At 36.8% G+C, this 20651-nt stretch carries 16 protein-coding genes; 4 read left to right on the forward strand and 12 right to left on the reverse strand.

What is annotated here, in order from left to right:
• Positions 1 to 277 precede the first annotated feature (277 nt).
• Entirely contained in the window at positions 278 to 802 is a 525-nt protein-coding gene (locus CDZ92_RS13110) for a hypothetical protein (protein WP_096155648.1), read from the reverse strand.
• A 265-nt stretch (positions 803 to 1067) separates the two neighbouring features.
• Here CDZ92_RS13110 and rpsN point away from each other — a divergent pair, with 265 nt between their 5' ends.
• Positions 1068 to 1337, forward strand: a complete 270-nt coding sequence (gene rpsN / locus CDZ92_RS13115) for a 30S ribosomal protein S14 (RefSeq protein WP_096155649.1) — start codon at positions 1068 to 1070, stop codon at positions 1335 to 1337.
• 19 nt (positions 1338 to 1356) lie between these two features.
• Positions 1357 to 1695: a hypothetical protein gene (locus CDZ92_RS13120; RefSeq protein ID WP_096155650.1), complete on the forward strand. Its 339-nt coding sequence runs from the start codon at positions 1357 to 1359 to the stop codon at positions 1693 to 1695.
• 64 nt (positions 1696 to 1759) lie between these two features.
• On the opposite strand, the gene CDZ92_RS13125 is transcribed toward CDZ92_RS13120, so the two are convergent.
• The 5 genes from CDZ92_RS13125 to CDZ92_RS13145 form a co-directional block, all read right to left on the reverse strand.
• Entirely contained in the window at positions 1760 to 2533 is a 774-nt protein-coding gene (locus CDZ92_RS13125) for an alpha/beta hydrolase (RefSeq protein ID WP_096155651.1), read from the reverse strand.
• Positions 2534 to 2641: 108 nt separating this feature from the next.
• Positions 2642 to 5986 (reverse strand): GH36-type glycosyl hydrolase domain-containing protein, encoded by a 3345-nt coding sequence (locus CDZ92_RS13130; protein ID WP_096155652.1) that lies wholly within the window; start codon positions 5984 to 5986, stop codon positions 2642 to 2644.
• A gap of 19 nt (positions 5987 to 6005) precedes the next feature.
• Entirely contained in the window at positions 6006 to 8165 is a 2160-nt protein-coding gene (locus tag CDZ92_RS13135) for a glycoside hydrolase family 3 N-terminal domain-containing protein (RefSeq protein WP_096155653.1), read from the reverse strand.
• A 664-nt stretch (positions 8166 to 8829) separates the two neighbouring features.
• Entirely contained in the window at positions 8830 to 9177 is a 348-nt protein-coding gene (locus tag CDZ92_RS13140) for an endonuclease/exonuclease/phosphatase family protein (RefSeq protein ID WP_096155654.1), read from the reverse strand.
• On the reverse strand, positions 9177 to 10454 hold the full coding sequence (locus CDZ92_RS13145) for a hypothetical protein (RefSeq protein WP_096155655.1): 1278 nt from the start codon (positions 10452 to 10454) through the stop codon (positions 9177 to 9179). The genes CDZ92_RS13140 and CDZ92_RS13145 overlap by 1 nt, the downstream gene beginning before the upstream one ends.
• Before the next feature lie 512 nt (positions 10455 to 10966).
• On the opposite strand from CDZ92_RS13145, the gene CDZ92_RS20520 reads away from it, so the two are divergent.
• Entirely contained in the window at positions 10967 to 11077 is a 111-nt protein-coding gene (locus CDZ92_RS20520; RefSeq protein WP_369679963.1) for a helix-turn-helix domain-containing protein, read from the forward strand.
• Positions 11078 to 11221: 144 nt separating this feature from the next.
• Entirely contained in the window at positions 11222 to 12229 is a 1008-nt protein-coding gene (locus tag CDZ92_RS13150) for a DUF3231 family protein (RefSeq protein WP_096155656.1), read from the forward strand.
• 446 nt (positions 12230 to 12675) lie between these two features.
• On the opposite strand, the gene CDZ92_RS13155 is transcribed toward CDZ92_RS13150, so the two are convergent.
• From CDZ92_RS13155 to CDZ92_RS13180, 6 genes are all read right to left on the reverse strand, one after another.
• Complete coding sequence (locus CDZ92_RS13155; protein ID WP_096155657.1) at positions 12676 to 12858, reverse strand: hypothetical protein; 183 nt, start codon at positions 12856 to 12858, stop codon at positions 12676 to 12678.
• 15 nt (positions 12859 to 12873) lie between these two features.
• Complete coding sequence (locus tag CDZ92_RS13160) at positions 12874 to 14205, reverse strand: glucoamylase family protein (protein WP_096155658.1); 1332 nt, start codon at positions 14203 to 14205, stop codon at positions 12874 to 12876.
• A gap of 312 nt (positions 14206 to 14517) precedes the next feature.
• Positions 14518 to 15477 carry a carbohydrate ABC transporter permease gene (locus tag CDZ92_RS13165; protein WP_227521545.1) on the reverse strand — a complete coding sequence of 320 codons (960 nt, stop codon included), beginning with the start codon at positions 15475 to 15477 and terminating at the stop codon, positions 14518 to 14520.
• 12 nt (positions 15478 to 15489) lie between these two features.
• Positions 15490 to 16356: a carbohydrate ABC transporter permease gene (locus tag CDZ92_RS13170; RefSeq protein ID WP_096155659.1), complete on the reverse strand. Its 867-nt coding sequence runs from the start codon at positions 16354 to 16356 to the stop codon at positions 15490 to 15492.
• Entirely contained in the window at positions 16353 to 18623 is a 2271-nt protein-coding gene (locus CDZ92_RS13175) for a DUF5696 domain-containing protein (protein ID WP_096155660.1), read from the reverse strand. The genes CDZ92_RS13170 and CDZ92_RS13175 overlap by 4 nt, the downstream gene beginning before the upstream one ends.
• Entirely contained in the window at positions 18616 to 20637 is a 2022-nt protein-coding gene (locus CDZ92_RS13180) for a YIP1 family protein (RefSeq protein WP_176483770.1), read from the reverse strand. The genes CDZ92_RS13175 and CDZ92_RS13180 overlap by 8 nt, the downstream gene beginning before the upstream one ends.
• Positions 20638 to 20651: the final 14 nt, after the last annotated feature.

The raw sequence follows: 20651 nt of genomic DNA on the forward strand, positions 1-20651 counted from the left end.
TGGGGACGGGGTTCATTTCTCATTCTTTAATTGAATGTGAAACGAACCCCGTCCCCAACTTCCCTTTTCTGAAATAACATTTTAAAAGGTAACTTGTAAGCCAAAGCACTTCTCAGATATACATAACAGCTTTACTAATAAAAATCAATCAAACGTTTGTTTAAAAATTAGTATGTTAATATAACCAATCAAAATCTTACATATAAAAAAAGTGCCATCCCATATCCGCTTAAGTTTGAACGAATTTAGGACTGACACTGTGTAATATACTTAAAACTCATTTATGTAAATTATAAAGTCGCTGTTCCACCGCCGTTGCTTCTTCATAATTAGTGGCAGGTACAGCTATTTTTGTATTTAGAAAGGCAGATTTATTACCTCTTTCCGGATATGGATCCACATAAATTAACATAGAAGCTAGGTTTTCTTCTGTCATCAACCAGCCAAAAAATTTTGTTACAATTTTATTATTTTCAAACTTTATATAGTTCATGTTACCGACGAAAAAGTCCATGTCAATCCATGCTTCGTCCGGATAGTCTTTTGTTATTTCGTATTTTTCGATAAAAATACTTCCTTCAAACTCTGATTTTCGAAAGAGTGGTCTCTTTATTTTACCTTTTACACTCACGCTTGTTACTTCACCAACTTCTTGCTCTTCATCACTATACTCATAAGCAGGATATTCCATGTCAATCTTCTTCGGAAAATCGTAATAATATAAAAAAGCCCCACTTGGAATCGGTACTAAAATAGCAAAACATATTAGTATAAGATCTATGTTTTCTTTTATCTTCAACATGTCAGTATCCTCCTGATTATGAGGGATTAATTTTATTGGTAATATTTACATAAGTTTATTCTCTACTTAACCTAAAAATCCCTTTTTATTTTGAAAAAGAGGGACGGGGTTCGCTTCACATTTTCGAAGTTTAAGGGAATGTGAAGCAAACCCCGTCCCATTTTCACATCTCACATAATTTGATTTTCATTCCTATTTATGATTTAATGTTGATAAATCGTAATAATTACTATTTTCAATTAGGCTGAATTAGGAGGTTTATTAAATGGCGAAAAAATCAAAAGTAGTGAAAGAGTTAAAGCGTCAGAAGCTAGTAGAAAAATATGCCGACCAAAGAAGAGCACTTATGGAAAAAGGTGACATTGAAGGCTTAAGAAAATTACCTAGAGATTCTTCCCCAACTCGTCTTAAGAATAGATGTGAGGTGACTGGAAGACCAAGAGGGTACTTACGCAAATTTAAAATGTCTAGAATTGCTTTTAGAGAGTTTGCTCATAAAGGACAAATTCCTGGTGTGAAGAAATCTAGTTGGTAAAGAACTGAGGTGTGTTGCATTGAATGAGTATTTTGCTAGTTACATGAAAAAAAGTATAATCTCTTCTCTTCCCCAAGAAAAGAAAATGATTTATAAATTCATTGAGGATATGGAAGGAAGCTATGAATCACAAGCTGAGACACCTGAACAATACTTTCAATTACTTACTAAAAATCATCCGTATCATATTGCGTCGATACATTTTAGTTTACCATCTGACGAAATTCGAAGAATGATACAAGAAGTTGAAAGAGAAATTTCTGTAAAACTAGATCAAAGACTTCAATCAGCATGCTTAATAGACTATACAAGTTCTTTTAATCAAAATGATAAAAAATTTTTCTTCTATTTATTATGACAGACGGGGATTGTTTCACATTATTAGTAGTAAAATGTGAAACAAACCCCGTCCCCATTTCACATCAATCGTGTTTATTACGAGCAAGTGGTAGCCACTTTAATACATCTTGAATTTGTGCATCCCAATAACCCCATTCATGATTACCTGGGCTAAAGGTTGAAGTTAGTTCGACGTTGGATTGCTCACAAACCTCTTTAAACTTTACATTTTGGTGGTATAAGAAGTCCTCTGTACCACAGCATTGATAAAGAAGGGGCATCTGATTTTCACCACTTTTTTGCTGCAATAACCAAAGCAAATCATTCTCCGTATCTTTTACTGCTTTATCACCAAAAATTAGCTCAAACCCTCTTTTTCTTTCTTCTGGCATTATTTCCATTGTATTCACAACATCTAATGCCCCAGATAAGCTAGCTGCGGCTGCAAATTTTTCTGGTTGGCGAAGTGCCCACTTAAAGGCACCGTAGCCTCCCATAGATAATCCGGCAACAAAGTTGTCTTCTCGCTTGTCAGATAGATTAAAAAATGTTCGAGCTACTACTGGTAACTCTTCTGATAAGAATGTCCAAAATCGGTGACCATTCTCCATATCCGTATAGTAGCTATGATGTACTTGCGGCATAACTACCGCTAAGCCTAATCCGTCTACATAACGCTCAATAGAAGTTCTGCGGGTCCAAATGGTATCATCATCACTATATCCGTGTAATAAATACAGAGTAGGAAGCTTTGTATCCTTCTCTATATTATTTAGTGGTTTTTGCGGTAATATTACTGTCATGGAAGTACTTAAACCTAATACTTCGGAGAAAAAATCACATTTTATTATTGCCATCTTTACTCTTCCCCCCTATAATTTAGCCTTCCAAACAATTGCTTCGTTAGGTCTTAAGAGCCTTGAATAAAGATAATGTGGCGGTCATAATTGACCACCACATTACTTTTATAGATATATAGCTATATTGTTGGAGTCTTCGTTCAGTAAGGACATTAATTTCTCACTATCTACGAACAGTCCGCCTTGACGGTATCTATTCGAAGTTGTTTCAGCCTCTATCTTTTGACCATTAATTTCCATATACCTTTCACCTGATTGTAGGTGGTACGTAAAGGTAACAGGTCGTTCATTATACTTATAAGCAAATGTTAGTCCATCTAAATGGTTTGGAAGTACTGGGTCTACTACTAATCCACCATTATCCTGACGGATACCTAGGCAATTACTAATAAGCTGGTTCATATAGATTCCAGGTCCACTGGAGTAAATACGCCATCCACCTTTTACTTGCACACTTCCATCACGTAATTTCCCGAACTGTTCTTGTGCTTCATAACGTGAATTGAATTTCCCGTCAGAACTACTGAAGTATGCGTTGCTTTGTCTACGTTCTGCATTCGGTACAACGTTTTGAATACCGATTGGATTAATCATGGATAAGCCTTTCCATGCTTCCTCTTCTTTACCTAACTTCGCCATCGCTTCTACAAAACGAATGTGAGCATGAACGTACTGTAAACCTATTTCTCTACCAAAGTTAGAAGCTTGTTCCGCACGTTTGAAGTGCTTACTTACTCCGCCTTCGTATTTCGCTGGACGGTTCATTAAGCGTACGCCGTCTGGGCAGTAAAACTCTTTTTTGATTAACTCATAGTGAGAAGCTGCTTGTTCTGGTGTTAATAGTTCACTAATCATACTTCTTGTCATCGGAAGTAGACGATAGTTAATACCAGTCTTTGTATCTTCTGGATGAACCATATATTCTACTTTTCCTGGCTCTTCCATGTAAACAAAGCCTGGAATTACGTCTGTTTTAAGCATATATTTCTTAAAGTCTGCTTCAATGCCCTCGGCTAACGCCATTAGCTCTGTTGCTTCCTCTTTGTTAACTTCCTCTAGTACAGTAGCAAACTTTTTCATTACTTGATACGTTAAAGAAACGGTCCAGCTACTAACCATGTAGTCTCTTAATTGTGCGTTAGCAGGTTGAAGCGTATCATCCCAGTCTCCATCACCATAGGAGCTTAAATACGTATCATGAACAAAGTTGTTTTTCATATAGTCAATTTGTTTTTTCGCGTGATCAAAAATAGTTGCTGTTTCTTCCGTTAAGTCAAACTGGCCACGAATTGTATACGGAACTTTTTCCTCTAGAATAGAGAAGTCCTTTGTAACGGATAAATAATCTGCAAGCACCTTTAAAGGCCATACGATAATGTCTCCATGACTTTCTCCTGCTTGAATTTTGTTATAACGGTCGAACATGAACCATTGAGGCCAGTTGCCATCGTCTTCAAATTGGTGACTGTACACTGTTTTCAAAATTTCTTTTACCGATTCATATTTCTGCGTAGCCATGAAATATTCTGTCGGCCCTTGGCATACATCACGAGTTCCCCAAGCTGCACCACTATACTGCTCTAAACCGTGTGGTACAGTGAAATGCACTAACATATTATGTGTGTACCACCATGCAACACTGTTCACTTTTTCTAACTCTTCTGTTTCTCCACCATTTTGCGATAAGTCAAAGCCATTCATACATTCGCGTAAAAATTCACGGTAACGTGCAATTTCATCCGCAGCATTTTTCTCTGTAAAAGGAACTTCCTCACCATATAATAAACCTTGAATCGTCATCGTCCAATCGCTAGTGCTATCAAGTTCTAAAACTACTAATGCTGCAGAATTAAGGTGTGCATTTTCTACTAATGCTTCTTCATTACTAATCGTCATGTTCGTACCATCAACACAGAACTTGTATGTTAACTCTGGATAAACATTTGCACTCATAGAAGATTCATGAGCTGTAAACGTCACAACCCCGTTTTCTTCTTCCATAACGTATGGTGTTTCTAACTCGTTCGCATTTACAACCACTTGGTTTGTCACAAGGTAACGGTATTGTGTCCCGCTTTCTGATTGAACATGTAGTTGAAGCTCTGGCGTGTCCACCATTGTGTAACTTGTAATGATGATCATATCTGTTGCTGTTTTGTAATACCAGCGTGCATAGTTAAAACCAATTTCATACATTGAAGGCATCGTTAATAGTTGGTACGTTCCTTCTACTTCTACATAAATACGTTGACCTGATGTTTTGAAAATATTTAATGCATTACGAGCATTAGAAAGCATCTTATTAAAAGAAGTATTTCCAACAACTACTTGAGAATTAAATATTCCGTACATATAAGATGTAGACGAGAACACATTTTCCTTCATTTTGTCATTTTGACCAGTCATGATAATATGACCGTGTGGACGTTCCACAACTAACTCTTTCTCTTTTAACACGACATGCTCATGTGTTTCTGTGAAGAAAGATAATAACGTATCTCCATCCCACTCTTCTTGACGTCTAGTCGGGAAGTATTTATTTACTTCATCGATTGTTAAGGATTCCGAATGGACTGGTGTACCAATTTTCTCAGAGATTCGAACCTTAGGTTGTTCCACCCCAAGTTCAACTACTGTCCCTTGGATACTTTCCCACGCAAGTTTCACTTCGTCTTCAAACTCTAACTCTGTAATTGCTTCTTCATGGTTTTCTTTAAATAAGCCATAGAACACAAACTGTGTAGCACCAGCTAGTGTTACTTTCTCAGATTGTAGTGCTGTATAAGCAAACTCATATTGGTATACTTTATTTGGAAGTGAATCTTGTAATAATACTTCTGGTATATCCGTCTCTTTATAAGGTAAACCGAAAAATTGGAAGCCATCTGTTAAATAGCCTGTTGCTTTTGTTAATGAACCTTGTTGCATATAAGGGAATCCACCAGGTTGTGGTTGGTTTTGTCTAGAACATACAACATAACCTTTTTCCCCTGTTTCAAAAACAGTGTGGTCTACATATTGGGAAACGTATGCTTCATTGTTACGAACAGCACCTTTACTCGCAATTGACATGTCTTGTCCGTAAATCACATCAACTTCAACATTTTCCCCTTCTACTTTCACATCCCAGAACCAAACACCGTGAGTAGTTAAATGGAATGTTACTTCATAATTTACTTCCTCAATGTTTCCTTTCCAAGTCATTGCTTTTTCCGATGCATAAAATGTGCTTGGAGATTTCACGCCTAGAAGAGGAAAAACTTGCATTCCCCCTTCACGATGTAAACGTAAGTAAATGTTATTTAATGATCCATCAACAGGGTTAGCTAATAGTTGATTAATCATCACCCAGTTATGACTTGCTTCAAATAAGTCACCACTGTTTAAGAATGTAAAGTTTATTTCTCCCGCTTTTAGATTGTATTTTGACGTTTCAATTGTTGTTGTCATGATGTCCTCCTATATTGCGTTATTTTACTAATACGAATTCTTTTTCTTGTGTTTCTACGCTGTTAGGACCAGCAAATGCAAGGAATTTTCCTGCATCACTACTAAACTGTAAATCAGCATGGTGGTAACGAAGCATTTCTTCTGTAATCGTGAATGTAACCGTCTTCGTTTCACCTGGATTTAATGTAATCTTTTCATACCCTTTTAGTTCTTTTAACGGTCGTACAACTTCTCCAACAAGATCACGGATATAGAGCTGTACAATCTCATCACCGGCTACATCACCGTTGTTCGTAACATCAACCGTTACAGTTATCGGTTGATCTACTGTAAGTGTATCGGTAGAAAGTGATACTTCACCGTACACATAGTTTGTATAGCTTAGTCCGAATCCGAATGGAAGAAGTGGCGTATTTGGAATATCTAAATATTTAGATACATATTCTGTCACAGGTTCATCCTGCGGGCGACCTGTATTGAAGCAGTTATAGTAAACTGGAACTTGACCAACTGAATATGGGAACGACATGGTAATCTTACCTGATGGGTTTGCATCACCGAATAATAAATCCGCAACAGCTGCTCCACCTTCTGTTCCTGGGTACCATGCTTCTAACACTGCATCTGTTTGGTCGATAACTCCGTGTAAATCTAATGGACGTCCATTGAACAATACTACTGCCATTGGCTTGGCTAATTTCTTTAACTGGGCAATTAAGTGAAGTTGTGCTTCTGGTAAACGAATATCTGCACGACACTTCGCTTCTCCACTCATTCTGGAATGCTCACCTAATGCAAGGACGATCACATCAGCATTTTTTGCCGCGTTGATTGCTTCTTGAAGCTGTTCTTCTGTTCCGGCCTCAATATCACAGCCTTGCGCTACGAAAAGGTTGGCTGGATCCATTTTCATCTTAAAGCCTTCATCTACTTTTACTGCAACCTCTTGTGAACCTTGCCAAGACCATGGGCCTAAAATGTCGCCATTATGTGCGAAAGGACCAATTAATGCGATTTTTTGTTCTTTTTGTAAAGGCAGCACATTGTCATTTTTCATTAAGACACATGATTTTGTTGCTAGTTCTCTCGCAACTTGACGATGTTCTTCACTTAAAATTAACTTTTCTTCTAGTTCTACATTTGCGCCACGATATGGATTTTCGAATAATCCTAGTTTTTCTTTTAATTGCAAAATACGTAGCACTGATTCATTTAGTAAGCTTTCAGAAATAGTTCCATCTTCAATTAGCTCTTTTAAATTAGAAATATAGCAAGGTGTCATCATTTCAATATCAACACCTGCTTCAATTGCCTTTTGCGCCGCTTCTTTTTCATCAGCAGCTACTCCGTGTGCGATGATTTCTTTTACAGCTCCCCAGTCAGAGATAATAACACCGTCAAAGCCCCATTCATCACGAAGTATTTCTCGCATTAATTTTTTATTTCCAGTAGCAGGAATGCTGTCCACTGTATTAAATGCTGTCATTACCATTTCACAGCCTTCATCAAGAGCTGCCTTATATGCTGGTAAATACGATTCACGAAGAATACGCTCGGACATATCTACCGTATTATAATCTCTTCCAGCTTCTGCAGCTCCATAGGCAGCAAAGTGTTTCACACAGGCTGCAACTCTGTTTGTATCATTCGTTAAATCCGATCCTTGGAATCCACGTACCATTGCTCTAGCAAAATCGGAATTTAGGAATGGATCTTCACCAGTTGACTCCATTACTCTTCCCCAGCGAGGATCACGAACTAAATCTACCATCGGTGCAAACGTTACATGCACTCCAGATACAGCAGCTTCTACTGCTGCAATTTCTGCACTTTTCTCTGCTAACTCCATGTCCCACGAACTACCAATTGCTAATGGAACTGGAAAAATAGTTTTAAAACCGTGGATGATATCTGCCATCATTAGTAAAGGGATGCCTAAACGGTTATTTTCCATGTATGTTTTTTGTATGTTCATAACTTCCTGTGCACCAGCACCACCAAGAACGGAACCGCTATTATTTACTATCTCTTCGTTAATCCCCATATCCTGCATCGGACCTGTAATTTGTCCTTCGTGTGAGGATCCTTTATAAAATAACGTTGCTAATTGTAGCAGCTGTGCTACTTTCTCATCTAATGTCATTTGTTCAAGTATTTGGTGCGAGCGACTTTTCGTCATATTACCCCTCCGTTAAACTATAAGTTTTCTTTTATCTTGGCTACATGCCAGCATAAATTATTTAATTTAATGGCTCTGTTAAAGACCGCTGTTGATTTCCGCGCAAGTCTCCGCTTTCCGCGGGCGGTAAAAAGGAAGGTTATTTTCACTGTCGTGAAAAAACCTACTCCTCGGCTTCGCCTGTGGGGTCTCCAGGCCACCGCTACTCCCGCAGGAGTCTACGACTTGCGCGGAAATCAACTGCTAGGTTGGTATCAAAAATCAACACTAACCTTTAACAGAGCCAATTTAATATAGTATCTGATGATTTATCAATAATTGAAACGTTACAATAAAAACTCAAAAAAATATTTCAATGAAAAAAAGATAGGTTTATTTACAAAACTACTTTTTCATTGAAACGTTTCAATAAAATTATTATATAGGTTTATGTATACGTTTTCAATGTTTTTATGACGTATTTTTGGAGCTTTTTATTTTTTAAATATATGAAGAAAAAGAGACTGTACAAAATTTTGCTAATTAAAAATATATAGGAGCTGCCCCAAAGAGCAAACAACCGTCTTGGGGCCAATTCAATTTATGTTCACTTGGGTATGCCAAAACCTCTTTTATATCAAGTTCATTCTTGAGTTTTTCTTTGGAGATAATGTTCTTGATACGTCTAATCAAGTTCATTTTTGTCTTTTTCTTTGACGATAATGAACTTGAGACGCCTTATCAAGTTATATTTGTAAAAAACAGCACAAAACTCATCCTTCATGCCGCCTCGCCTACCTTGACCTGTCCAACGATAATCTGGCAACCTTTTACCTATATCCTCAAGCATATGCAATGAGCCTTCTTGCGTTCCGATAACAAGTGGAGAATGGTCCAAAATTATTTTAGACACTTTCTCTATTCTGTATGGCCATGCATTACTACCATCCTGAGGGACATGAACCCTAATGTTAAACGTCATTACTTTTAGTTCCATCTTTTCACCACGCTTTTCTAATTGAAAATCGTGCATTATTTCTCTTCTACTTTTGTTAAACGTTCCGTAAAGAAGTTCATTCCGTGTTTAAATGCAGCTAGTCCATATAACATTGAACTCCAGTCAATTAACGTTACTTTCGTTGGATACCAGCGTTCTGGCTGTTCTAGATGCCACCAAGAGTAGCGATGTAATCCATATTGATAAGCAGCGCGGAACTTATTTTCATCCTCTTTATCATTTTCATTCGTATATACATCATACGGAATGTGAAGTTTGTACAACGCATATAGATCATGTATTCCCGCAGGATATACTGGAAGGAAACCAGCAACAATATATGCAGATGCAATATCGTGTGGTGCATTATTTATTTTATCCGCATGATATCCACCGAAAAGCCCATCATTTGGACCTGCTCCATAGCCCCATACGTAGGATGGAACATCATCAAGCTCTTTCCACTTTAAGCGATCGGCCGTACAAGCATTCTCATAAAATTCCTTATAAACTTCGCTATCCCCATAATTCGGTACAAGATAGAACGGGAACTGATGTACAAATGATGACAAGAAGTTTTTCCCTGCACTGTCCGTAAGTACTGGAATATCGCGGTAGTTGACGATAGGTAAATCTTTTATTTTATCTTCTGAGAAGTTTTTATACCATAGATCTTGGATGTCTTTGTTTTCCGGTTGCCCTAATAGTGCAAGGTAGGCAACGATGACATATTCGTTATATGCAGGAAGAGGAAGTGTCCCTTTTCCTTCTTTCACGACCATGTTAATGACACCCGTATCTTTATCAGCTACAACAACACTCCAGTCAATTTCCTTTAATAGCTCTTGTGCCATTTCTAGTATATGAGGTGCTTTTTCTTTAAAATGGTGGCCAGCAAAAAGAGCACCTGCTATTACGATTGACGTATCAATCGTGGAAATTTCTGATTTAATATTTTCACCTGTTTCCATATCAACGAAGTGAGCGAAAAATCCTGTTGATTCGTCACGAGCAACGGAGCAACCCTCTACTTCTCCGCGAAGAGCTTTTAATGTAGTAGTCACTTTCTCCTCCGCATTATCTGTCCATCCTTCTAGATCAGCGACACAAAGGCCAATTAGACCAACGCCTGTAGCTGCAACCGAGCAACGAAAATCTGGGTTTTCTCCTAATGTCATAAAACCGTCTGCATATAGGCCTGTCTTAGGGTGACGAGATGCTTCTAACAATTCATAGGAATCACGATACTGACGATCAAAGAACGTTTTTACGTCTTTTGGTAATTTTGAATAAAAATCTGTTATAGGTTTCATATAAATATTCCTCTCCACTTTGTTATTATTTGAATCAGTTTCATAATTAAGGTGTGTTAAGTGAAAAAAACAATTAATACTATATAATTTTGCATTTTAATACTATATAATTCTGCATTAAATGTTTATTATATTTATGAATCAATATTTTCTTTTGAAATCTTAAATCTATCGTCCGCGGTTCATAGATTAAAGATTCCATTCAACCTTACATGACATTTAACCTAACACTTCCATTGAAACGTTTCAATGAAAGTGTTATTTTTTATTCTAAAGTGATGAAAGCGTTTTATCAAGGGTTTTAACTAATTTATATAAAATTTCTAGAAAATGTCTTGTCTAGGAGTTGCAGCGAGTTTCTTATCTAACCAGATAAGAAACCCAGATTAAGCGTGATTTAGAATATTTACCTCTATATTACTTCTAGGTCCTCATTATCTGGCAATGCAGGGAATGGATTGTGCGGCGCCGCTTGATACCAATAGGCAACCGACGCAATTCATTATTACACCATTTCTACCATTGCAGATGAATTAGGATTTGAAACAATCCAGTCATTTAGCCGTTTCTTTAAAAATATGGAAGGTGCCCCCCCTACTTATTACAGAAGGAACACCGATTAATTACAAACGTTCCGTTGTGCGATTTTGTACTTAAACTATCGGTTTTATGTGGAAGGAAAATGAGTAAAATAGTATAAAAAAAGTGAATGAAGATACCATATTAAGCTAAACCTAAGCAGATAAAAAATTTTTGGAGGAAATTATATGCCAGAAAAATCAGCAATTACGTCATCTGAATTAGGTGTATTATGGCTTACGTATCAAGAAAAGACAATGATTTTACGTATGTTAGAATATTTTATAGAGCAAGCCGATGACGAAAAAGCCAAGACTATTATGAATAATCTATATGGAGAGATAGCCCCTTATGTTGGTACTATTATAGAAATTTTTCAAAATGAAGGGGCGGTCATCCCAGTTGGCTTCATAGCTGAGGATGTCAACAAAGAGGTGCCGAAATTATATGATAATGGTTTTGACATCATGTTTGTTCGCCTATTGAAACAAATTAGTACGGGGCTTCACGCATTAAATATGACGATGACTTATCGAGAAGATATTATACTGATGGTGAACGAGCTAGCTGCCATTACGCAAAAGTATTACAACCTTTGTACACAATATTTACTTGAAAAAGGATTACTTGTTAAATCTCCTCATGTTTCTATGCCAAAATCAGTTGAATTTGTGAAAGATAAGCATTATTTGACTGGACACTCCGTTAGTCCGTTTAGCGAAAAACGTTCATTAAATACAGTGGAAGTTGCGCATCTTCATCATTCGATTGAATCAAATATTACGGGTCTTCAAATGATTATAGGTTTTGCTCAATGTGCAAATGAAAAAGAAGTAAAAACCTTCTTTAATGAGGGTGCTGAACTTGCTAAAAGTATGATAAAGGAATTTAGTGAAGTCTTGCTTGAAAACGGGACACAAGTTCCTCAAACAGCAGGTGGCAATGCAACTCGTTCAACAATACCACCCTTTTCCGATAAGTTGATGATGTATTGCACGAGTCTTTTTTGTAGTTTTTCGATGGGAAGTGGCTCATTAGGGACTGCTTTGAGTTTACGAAATGATTTGCCACCTAAACTGGCGATTTTTATGAAAGATGTATTTGAATATGCTCATAAAGGTGCAAAAATTATGATTAAAAATGGTTGGATGGAAGAACCACCTCAAACAGAAGAACGCAATCATCTGTTGAAGTGAGTGATGGAGGATGAAGGAGTATAGAAAGCCTAAAAAACATGAAGCCTTATTATGGAATATAGCTTTACCAGGGTTCGGTCAGTTTCTAAATAACTTTTCAGCTCTTCAACTATCGCGTGGCGTTAGTTAAAGAATCAAATATAATCAAAGGACTTAGAGAACTGAAAATTTCTAAGTCCTTTTTGTTGTGAATTATACTGTGAAATGCAATGTGAAAGTGATGTGATAGCTATTGTGTATTGCCTTGCGATTTCCTGTTTTGCACCTCTGAAAATAGTAGTTGGTTTTTAATATCTTTGATAAAAATACAACCATTTTCCATTGGCCGTCCGTATCCAACTTCAACATTCCATTCGTGCCTATAGTTTTAATGGTCATTTCCGTAAATTGATCACCCTGTGTTACATTCGTCATTTCTACTGTTGCGTATTCAATTTCAACGCCATCTAAGATTTCATAATTTCTAACAATAATGACAGAAGATATCTAGGTGGTAATTCAATTGCTTCACCACCAAATAATAACTCACCATTTTCATAAATCACTGTATCTTGTGTTACTTCATCATAGTTACCGCAAATAAGAACGATTCCCTTCCATTTGTAACCTTGATTCATTAATACTGACATGGAAGGTCCCCTTAATTACTCTTTGGAATCTACTAATCCAACTTTTTTCATACCTTCTTGCACGTACTTATTTTTCATCATTGTCTCCCAAACAAAGTCTGATCGATAATTTTCTATCATTAGTAACGTGATACCTTTATCAATCCCTAAACTATCCTCTGCATACCAATGAGGTGTTAAATCTAAGTTAAAAGCTCCTTTAAGGCCGTGTTCTCCCCATAATTCTGGGAAGTTCTCATAATAGTTTTCTAAAGCCGCGATGGACTCTTCCGGAGTAAATACAATTGAACCAGCTGCACCAGCTGTCGCGATTGTTCCGTCTGTGAAATGTGCCGTGTTGTCATAACCAGAAGGAGATGAACCATATAAACCTTCATAACCTTTTGGACCGTCACTCGCTGTTAATCCCCACGCATCTGGACCAAATGTTTCAAACCTGTCCATATTATCAATAGAAAATTGTCTGCTCGCAATGGATGCAATGACCGAGTTTTCGAACCAGTCTACTCCCTCTCTATCCACTTTCCCTCGTAAGTCAAACCAAGCATGAGAAAACTGATACGTAAAGATAGAACCGAACCAAGAATGAATAAATGGCTCCCCATCTCCATACGCTTGCTCATGTCGGATAAAATCATAAAAAGTCTCTTCATTTACTGGATGTGTAGGAGATGCAACCGCAAGAAAATAAAGCATTAGCTGTTCAGCATAAAAATCCCAAGCTCCAGAGAATCCATCTTCTGGTGTGTAAGACATGTAAAACATATTACGGTCTGGATTTAAATACCATTCCCAGTTTACTTGCTTATAAAGTTCGTCTGCTTTTTTCTTAATGTCACCTTTAAAATATTCCCCAGCTTGTAGGGCACCGCTTACTAAAATGGCAGTATCAATAATGGACACTTCACTTTTTCCAGCTCGTTTTGCGGTGTTCATATTTAAGAAGTGATAATATACTCCATTAATATGTTCAGCGTTATTAAGCATCGTATCGAGCGTACCGTTTACGCGCTCTTCGGCTTCTTCTTTTGTAATCCAACCTCTTTCCGCACCAATCGTAATGGCTGTTAAGCCAAAACCGACTGATGCAATACTAGATAATGTTGGATTACCTGGAGCTCTGTCACGAATTAAGCCGTAACCCTGGCTATTATGATCAACATTTGCTTCGTTCCAAAAAAATTCAAAGTTTTTTTGGCTTTCTAATTCTAAAATTTCTGGTTCATCTTTATTTATTTTTACGGAATCATCTTTATTTGCTATAAAATTAACTGCAGCTGCAACCGTGAAAATAATGACAAGAGCAGCAATAGATCCTATTATTAGTGCTTGTTTTTTTGTTTTCATGTATTTATCTCCAGATTCATTTATTTTTTTAAACTCTGTTAAATACCGCAGATAATTTCCGCGCAAGTCTCCGCTTTCCGCGGGCGGGCCGGGAGCCTCCTCATCGCATTCGCGACTGCGGGTCTCCCGCTCCCCGCTTCTCCCGCAGGAGTCTCCGACTTGCACGGAAATCATCTGCTAGAGAGGTTTTTAAAATCAGCAATATACTTTAACACAGCCCAATTATGTCAATTCAACAAATAGCACTGAAACGTTTCAACCCTTTAAACAATTGAAGTCAGCAACCTAGATTGCTGACTATTTTCTTAATATTTACTCTCCAGTTATACCTGAGCGATCGATACCTTCTACGAACCATTTTTGAGTTAAGAAGTACACAACTAAAAGTGGTAAGATCGTTAGCATGGTACCTGCCATTCTTATACCTTCGTTGATGTTATTATCTGCTCCACCTTCTGCTCCTGAGTACAACTGATTGTACGTGGCAACGAATTTATTCAATTCTAGTGGTAATGTTGTTAATGAGTTACCAAAGTATAGAGCAGCTAAATAAGTTTCATTCCAATACCATACGAAAGAGAATAAGAATGAAATGATGAAAGCTGGCACCGCCATTGGAATTGCGATAGTGAAGAATATGCGGAAATATCCAGCACCGTCCAACTGAGCTGCTTCTTCTAAAGATTTCGGTATCATTCTAAAGAACTGATAAAAGATTAAAATGAATATAGCACTATTGATTCCTTGCCCTAACACAGCCGGAATAAAGAATGATTGAATGTTTCCTAGAATGCCTAGTTCATTAAAGAATACATATCTAGGGATCATTGTTAATTGCGGCGGTATGATAAATGTTGCTAAAACGAATACAAACAACGTTTTCTTAAATGGAAACTCAAATCTTGCGAAACCATATCCAATTACTGCCGCAACAGCAGTCTGTGCTACAGCAGGTAGAACTGTTACATACAATGTCTGAACTAATGTCGGAAGGAATTTTAGGACGTCATTGGCTCTTCCATAGTTGTCTAAATAAATCTGTGTCGGAATCCAATTTACTAGAGGATTTAGGATGTCCGATAGTGACTTTAAGCTATATGATCCCATATATAATAAAGGGTATAAATAAACAAAGCCAATTCCTATTAATAGGATGTATACGAAAGCCTTTAAAATCAGTCCAGTTTGCCCTCTATGACCGAGGAAAAATCGTAAAACCGAACTGCTAGCATGACTTATTTTTTCCTTATACTCTAATACTTTGCTTGCCACTATAATCCCTCCTTATCCATATTTTCTGTTCACTCTCATTGTAAGTAACCCTACACTTAACGATAATATGACCGCAATTACTAAGAAATAAATCCAAGCAAGTGCAGATGCATAACCTAATCCTGTATTAATGTTGAACATATTGACTTGAATATGATCAATAACTGGATTTAAAGCAAATATTGAATACATAACAATCGTGTAAATCGTATTAACGATGACCATTGGCATCAGGCTTGGTAGTGTTACTTTCCAGAAACATTCCCAATTAGAAGCACCATCAATTTTTGCCGCTTCATAAATTTGCTTATCCATCTTTTGTAATCCAGCTAAGAAAATTAAAATTTGTACACCTGAGAACCAAAGAATGAAAATAAGGTTATCCATTAAATAAATAACAATCGTATTTAAAAAACCTTCCGTCCCCGACATCATCATTGCAAAAATCGCATATTCCTCAATGGAAGGGATGGAAGTAACTCCTTGTTCCATTAACTCCCTCATAACAGGTCCACTGGCAATAATAACTGGTAAGAAAAATATTGTTCGGAAAAACCCTTTAAATCGAATCGGCATATTTAAAAGTAACGCGATGATTAAAGAGAAAACAATAATAATTGGAACAGAAAGTACTAACTCCTGTATGAATGTTAATATTTTTTGTGTAAAAACTGCATCTACAGCGAATGCATATTCAAAGTTTGAAAACTTTACAAAATCAGTTTGAATCCCCTCTGTTGTAACCCTCACCTTTTGAAAGCTTAAAAAGAGGGAATAAAATACCGGAAATGCCGTTAGTAGAGCAAAGCCAATTAGCCAGGGGGAAATAAATGCAAGGCCAATCAAACTTTTTTTCGTTTTCATCGAAAGGTTTTTCATGATGTCTTATCCCCCTTGTTCATGACCTGAAAACCAGATGCCTCTACTTGAACCCCTTCTGTCACAAACGGTTGATCCGTATAGTTGACAATGATAGATACTCCGTTTGAGTAGGTCACTTCCACTACACCTTTTTGGTGAACATAACGACTTTCAATCGTAGCACCTTCCACTTGACCAAGACTTTCCTGAACAAGTTCATACTGTCTTACAATTTCACTTTCCCATACAGAAAATTGTGACGTATATAAATCTCTTGAAGGTGTATTCATCAATAAATGAGATGGTTCCGTTGTTAAATAGAACGATGGGTTTGCACCATATTCTATCATTCTTAACACTTCTTCATCCCTATTAAAGTGGAAGTTTGAAAACGGAGCGTAATATGGTACATATCCCTTTAATACAATTTGCAAAAACGGAACCGTATCCGTTACAAAACTATAATTAGAAGAATACATTGGAATATCGTAGTAACGCCCTGTCTCTGACCATAAATAATCATTCGGCTTATATAAAGATAAAGGCCCAAGCTCTTCTGATAATAATTGATGCATTTCTGTATAGACAGTTACATTGTCGGAACGATTCGTTGTTCTTCTAGAATTGAAATCAGAAAATAACATGCTAGCTGTTAAATCAATTGCTATGTTAGAAATACCTAGTTTTTCGTATTCTTTCATGTCGTTTTGTGCCATTTCAAGAGAAACTGACGGACTTAATAAATAGTAGTCTCTGTCATACCTTTTAAATTGCATCGTTTCTCCATTTATTTTTCTAGCTACATCCGTGCTTCCAGAATAACCAGAAGCCCCTCTAAACGCCTTTGTATAATCTGTGTAGAAAGAAAGATCAATTTCTTTTCCTTCTAAAGTGTTAATAGCATCTTCAAAGTCAGAAGTACTACCTAATTTCTTTTCGATTGGGAACTTTTTCGGTAAGGTACCAGTTAACCCACCTTTTGACCATCCACGATAAACAACATTCATTTTATCTACATTTTGTTGTTGAAGCTTATCGATATATGTTGGCAAGTCATTAATACTAGTCATTTCAACAATGGTATCCCATATTAATCCTTTTTTCACTTCGCCGCCTAAAAATTCTAATCGTACATCCGCACGGTCTTCATTTTTCGCGAGCTTTCCAGATTCGACTAAATAGTCTTGATAGTATTTAGCCATTCCTACATAATCAGCATCCTCGTCCGCTAAAAATGCAATTCTTTGTTGAATATCGAACTGATTTCTTTCATTTTGATACGTTCTATAACCGCTCATACTTCTACTAGTTGGTTGGAAGTATTGGTAACGATAATGATACTCAGAATAAATCCAGTTGAAATCTGTCGATACACCAGCTGGATATGCGACAAGTTCGCTATTAAAGCTTCCGCTTTCAATAATCGTGAATAATCCATGTTGTTTTGCCCCGTGTACGAGTCCAAATACTGGCATCGAAATTTTTTCTGGTGGGCTTATATCATTGTTTGGGTCAGAGACTACTTGAGAATAGCCTTCATCTTTTCCGTAAACAAATGCTTGATAAGGTGAATTAGCACTTGTACGTTCACCAAATCTCATTAAGGCTCCACTACCATCCGGGATAAACATGTATCCATCTATTGTTTTGGATTCGACTGCTCCTAAGAACGGGTAAAGACGCATAGATACTAACTTCACTTTTCCGTCTTCGGTTAGTTTTTCCTCAGGAACATAAACCACAATGGAATCTTCTTCTAATGTAACTTGTAATTGAAAAGCAATACCTGCATTTTTATATTCAATATCTGCCGTAAAGCCATTCTCTATAAATTGCATATTAGGCTTAATGTTGTTGGAGATAAGGTCTTCGCTCGCTTCCTTATTTTTATCATCTACGTACGTAATGGTCACAGCAGAATTCGCCATATTTCTCCATCTTGTATTTAAACGATAATCTCCATCTTCCTCTAAACCTGAGTTCCAAACATAGCCAGTTCTTTGATCCATTATTTTCAAAGCTAGAGAATCAGGATGAACATATAGTGCTAATGTTGAATTTTGAGCAACCTGTTCAAAGCCATCCATGCTTGTTTCTACTTCAATAGGAGAAACATCTCTCTCTGGCTTTGTAAACTGATTGGAGGAATATCGGAACGTCTGTTTAGAAAGCTCCTCTTGTACTTCCGTCACTTCTGTTTCTGGTTCTTCATTAGATAAGGACGTCGCAATAACTTGTATTGGGAATATCAGAACAATTAGTAGCAATATCCATTTCTTAGACACGAAGAATCACCTCCTGAATGATCGATAGTACAAAGTCATAAACTTGGTCAAGTAAAACATAGATTACAAAGAATACAAGAACGATTATTAGCATCGTAAAAATTGTTACAAGTATATTACGGATCGTCTCGAAGAACGTAAAATTATGAATCTCTTGAATCATTATGAATAGTATAATCGCAGACCATACCGTAATAATCTGCATGGAGAACGTGTAAATAAACGATTCGTTTATTGTTAATGCATTGGACACGATGGCAATTGGGACTAAGAATAAAATAACTGGAACTAAGGAATAAATGGTTCCAATATAAATATCTTTAAATCTCCCTTCTCCATCTGTTATCGTACTAACTAAATAGTTAGCAGTGATAAATAAGAAGATAGGAACAAACAGTGTACCTATTTCCATAAATAGATTAATGTCGACTAGACTTCTATTGGAGAATAAGAAACCAGTCCAATAGATCGTCATTAAGTATTCTATAAATAAAATAATGTATAGAATCGTTGCAGCTAAAACCGAGACCTTATTCGCCCTCTTTATATAGTAGAAACTATCAATTGGATGTTTCATAAACTTAAGGATGAATAAAAGCTCCGATATTAGCTTTTGGTTTTTCACTTTTGTTAAAATGTCTTTCGCCGGTTGAAGGATGCCTTTCTTCTTATCGACAAATTTCACAGCAGACCATAAAATAAATAGCCCTACAAGTAGTAAAAAAACTTTACTTAAATTTTGTTGCATCCAGCTTTGACGAATTTCCCAATACGCGTCTGAATAGCCAACTTTATTTTCTGCTAATCTAAATTCTTCTAATGCCTCATCGTATTGTTGTTGTTTATAGAAGGCTTGGCCCATTGCAGTATGCGCTAAGCCAAAGGATGAGTTCAAATTTAATATTTCTGTCCAATTATCTTGGCTTTCCACATAAAAACCTTCTGCATATAAAGCGAGACCTTCATGTAGCTTTGCCGTAAAATCGGTTGGCTCAAAAATCTGAACCGTACCTTTTTCTTTATCTGCAATATATAATCTACCTAGGTTATCCACCTCTATACTAGTAGGCTGCATGAAAAGACCATTACGATTCGTTTCATCTTCTCTCCCACCAAATATAAATAGTAGATTTCCGAATCGATCATATTCATAAATTTTTCCATCATTACCGATTGTATAAATGTTTCCGATATGACCAATCGCAAGATCACGTAAGTTGCTAACTTCTGTAATAGCAGAAGGTAACATATTGGATCCAGCGATATTTAACTTTCGAATTACTTCCCAGTCTGTACCAGAAGTGATTGTATAAATTAATCCTTTTTCATCAATCGTGATGTTCGTAGGTGCAGGAGGAACCTTCATGAATAAATTTGCTTTTTGATTTTGTGTTGTAATTAAATCTTGCAAGAATGTTAAAAGTGATGGACGAGAGTTATTTACTCCGTAAAACCCTAGGAACGAACCATCTTGATTTATTTGAATGATACCGTTCGTCGATCCTTCACTAATAATGTAAATATTTCCGCGTAAATCTACAGAAACTTTTTGAGGTTTAAAAGTTGTCCTCTTTCCGAATAAAGGAGAGTCAGGACGCCCGTATTCCATAACGAGCTCCCCACTTTCTGAAAATCGAAACACTTTTTCGGCCGCATAATCGGCTACATACACATCATTCTCATGATTTACAAACACGCCTAAAGGCTGCTGAAGGATTCCTTCACCAAATTTCAATAATTCATTTCCTTGTTCATCAAACTTTGTTACGGATTGTGTACCAGAATCAGCAATGTATATATAGTCATTTTCATCGATAAAGACATGTTCTGGAGATACAATCTCTGCATCATTTTCAAATATTCCGATTGGAACATATGCTGTTTGCGTTTCGATAACATTTCCATCAGCCGATAAAGTTTCTGTCTTATACGGAACAGAACCGGCTGCAGAGGAATGTATGGGAAACAAACCTATTAACAGAAGGCAAAACACCACGATGAACGTTTTCCTCATTTCCCTTCCTCCTA

The organism is Bacillus sp. FJAT-45066, from assembly GCF_002335755.1.
GTDB classification, from domain to species: domain Bacteria; phylum Bacillota; class Bacilli; order Bacillales; family Bacillaceae_I; genus Bacillus_CD; species Bacillus_CD alkalisoli.

What these genes read in the sequence shown, in the direction of transcription:
- CDZ92_RS13130 (WP_096155652.1), bottom strand. Translation starts at nt 5,986, where the DNA reads ATGACAACAACAATTGAAACGTCAAAATACAATCTAAAAGCGGGAGAA.
- CDZ92_RS13155 (WP_096155657.1), bottom strand. Translation starts at nt 12,858, where the DNA reads ATGTCAGTATTAATGAATCAAGGTTACAAATGGAAGGGAATCGTTCTT.
- CDZ92_RS13160 (WP_096155658.1), bottom strand. Translation starts at nt 14,205, where the DNA reads ATGAAAACAAAAAAACAAGCACTAATAATAGGATCTATTGCTGCTCTT.
- CDZ92_RS13145 (WP_096155655.1), bottom strand. Translation starts at nt 10,454, where the DNA reads ATGAAACCTATAACAGATTTTTATTCAAAATTACCAAAAGACGTAAAA.
- CDZ92_RS13135 (WP_096155653.1), bottom strand. Translation starts at nt 8,165, where the DNA reads ATGACGAAAAGTCGCTCGCACCAAATACTTGAACAAATGACATTAGAT.
- CDZ92_RS13125 (WP_096155651.1), bottom strand. Translation starts at nt 2,533, where the DNA reads ATGGCAATAATAAAATGTGATTTTTTCTCCGAAGTATTAGGTTTAAGT.
- rpsN (WP_096155649.1), top strand. Translation starts at nt 1,068, where the DNA reads ATGGCGAAAAAATCAAAAGTAGTGAAAGAGTTAAAGCGTCAGAAGCTA.
- CDZ92_RS13150 (WP_096155656.1), top strand. Translation starts at nt 11,222, where the DNA reads ATGCCAGAAAAATCAGCAATTACGTCATCTGAATTAGGTGTATTATGG.
- CDZ92_RS13170 (WP_096155659.1), bottom strand. Translation starts at nt 16,356, where the DNA reads ATGAAAAACCTTTCGATGAAAACGAAAAAAAGTTTGATTGGCCTTGCA.
- CDZ92_RS13180 (WP_176483770.1), bottom strand. Translation starts at nt 20,637, where the DNA reads ATGAGGAAAACGTTCATCGTGGTGTTTTGCCTTCTGTTAATAGGTTTG.
- CDZ92_RS13140 (WP_096155654.1), bottom strand. Translation starts at nt 9,177, where the DNA reads ATGCACGATTTTCAATTAGAAAAGCGTGGTGAAAAGATGGAACTAAAA.
- CDZ92_RS13110 (WP_096155648.1), bottom strand. Translation starts at nt 802, where the DNA reads ATGTTGAAGATAAAAGAAAACATAGATCTTATACTAATATGTTTTGCT.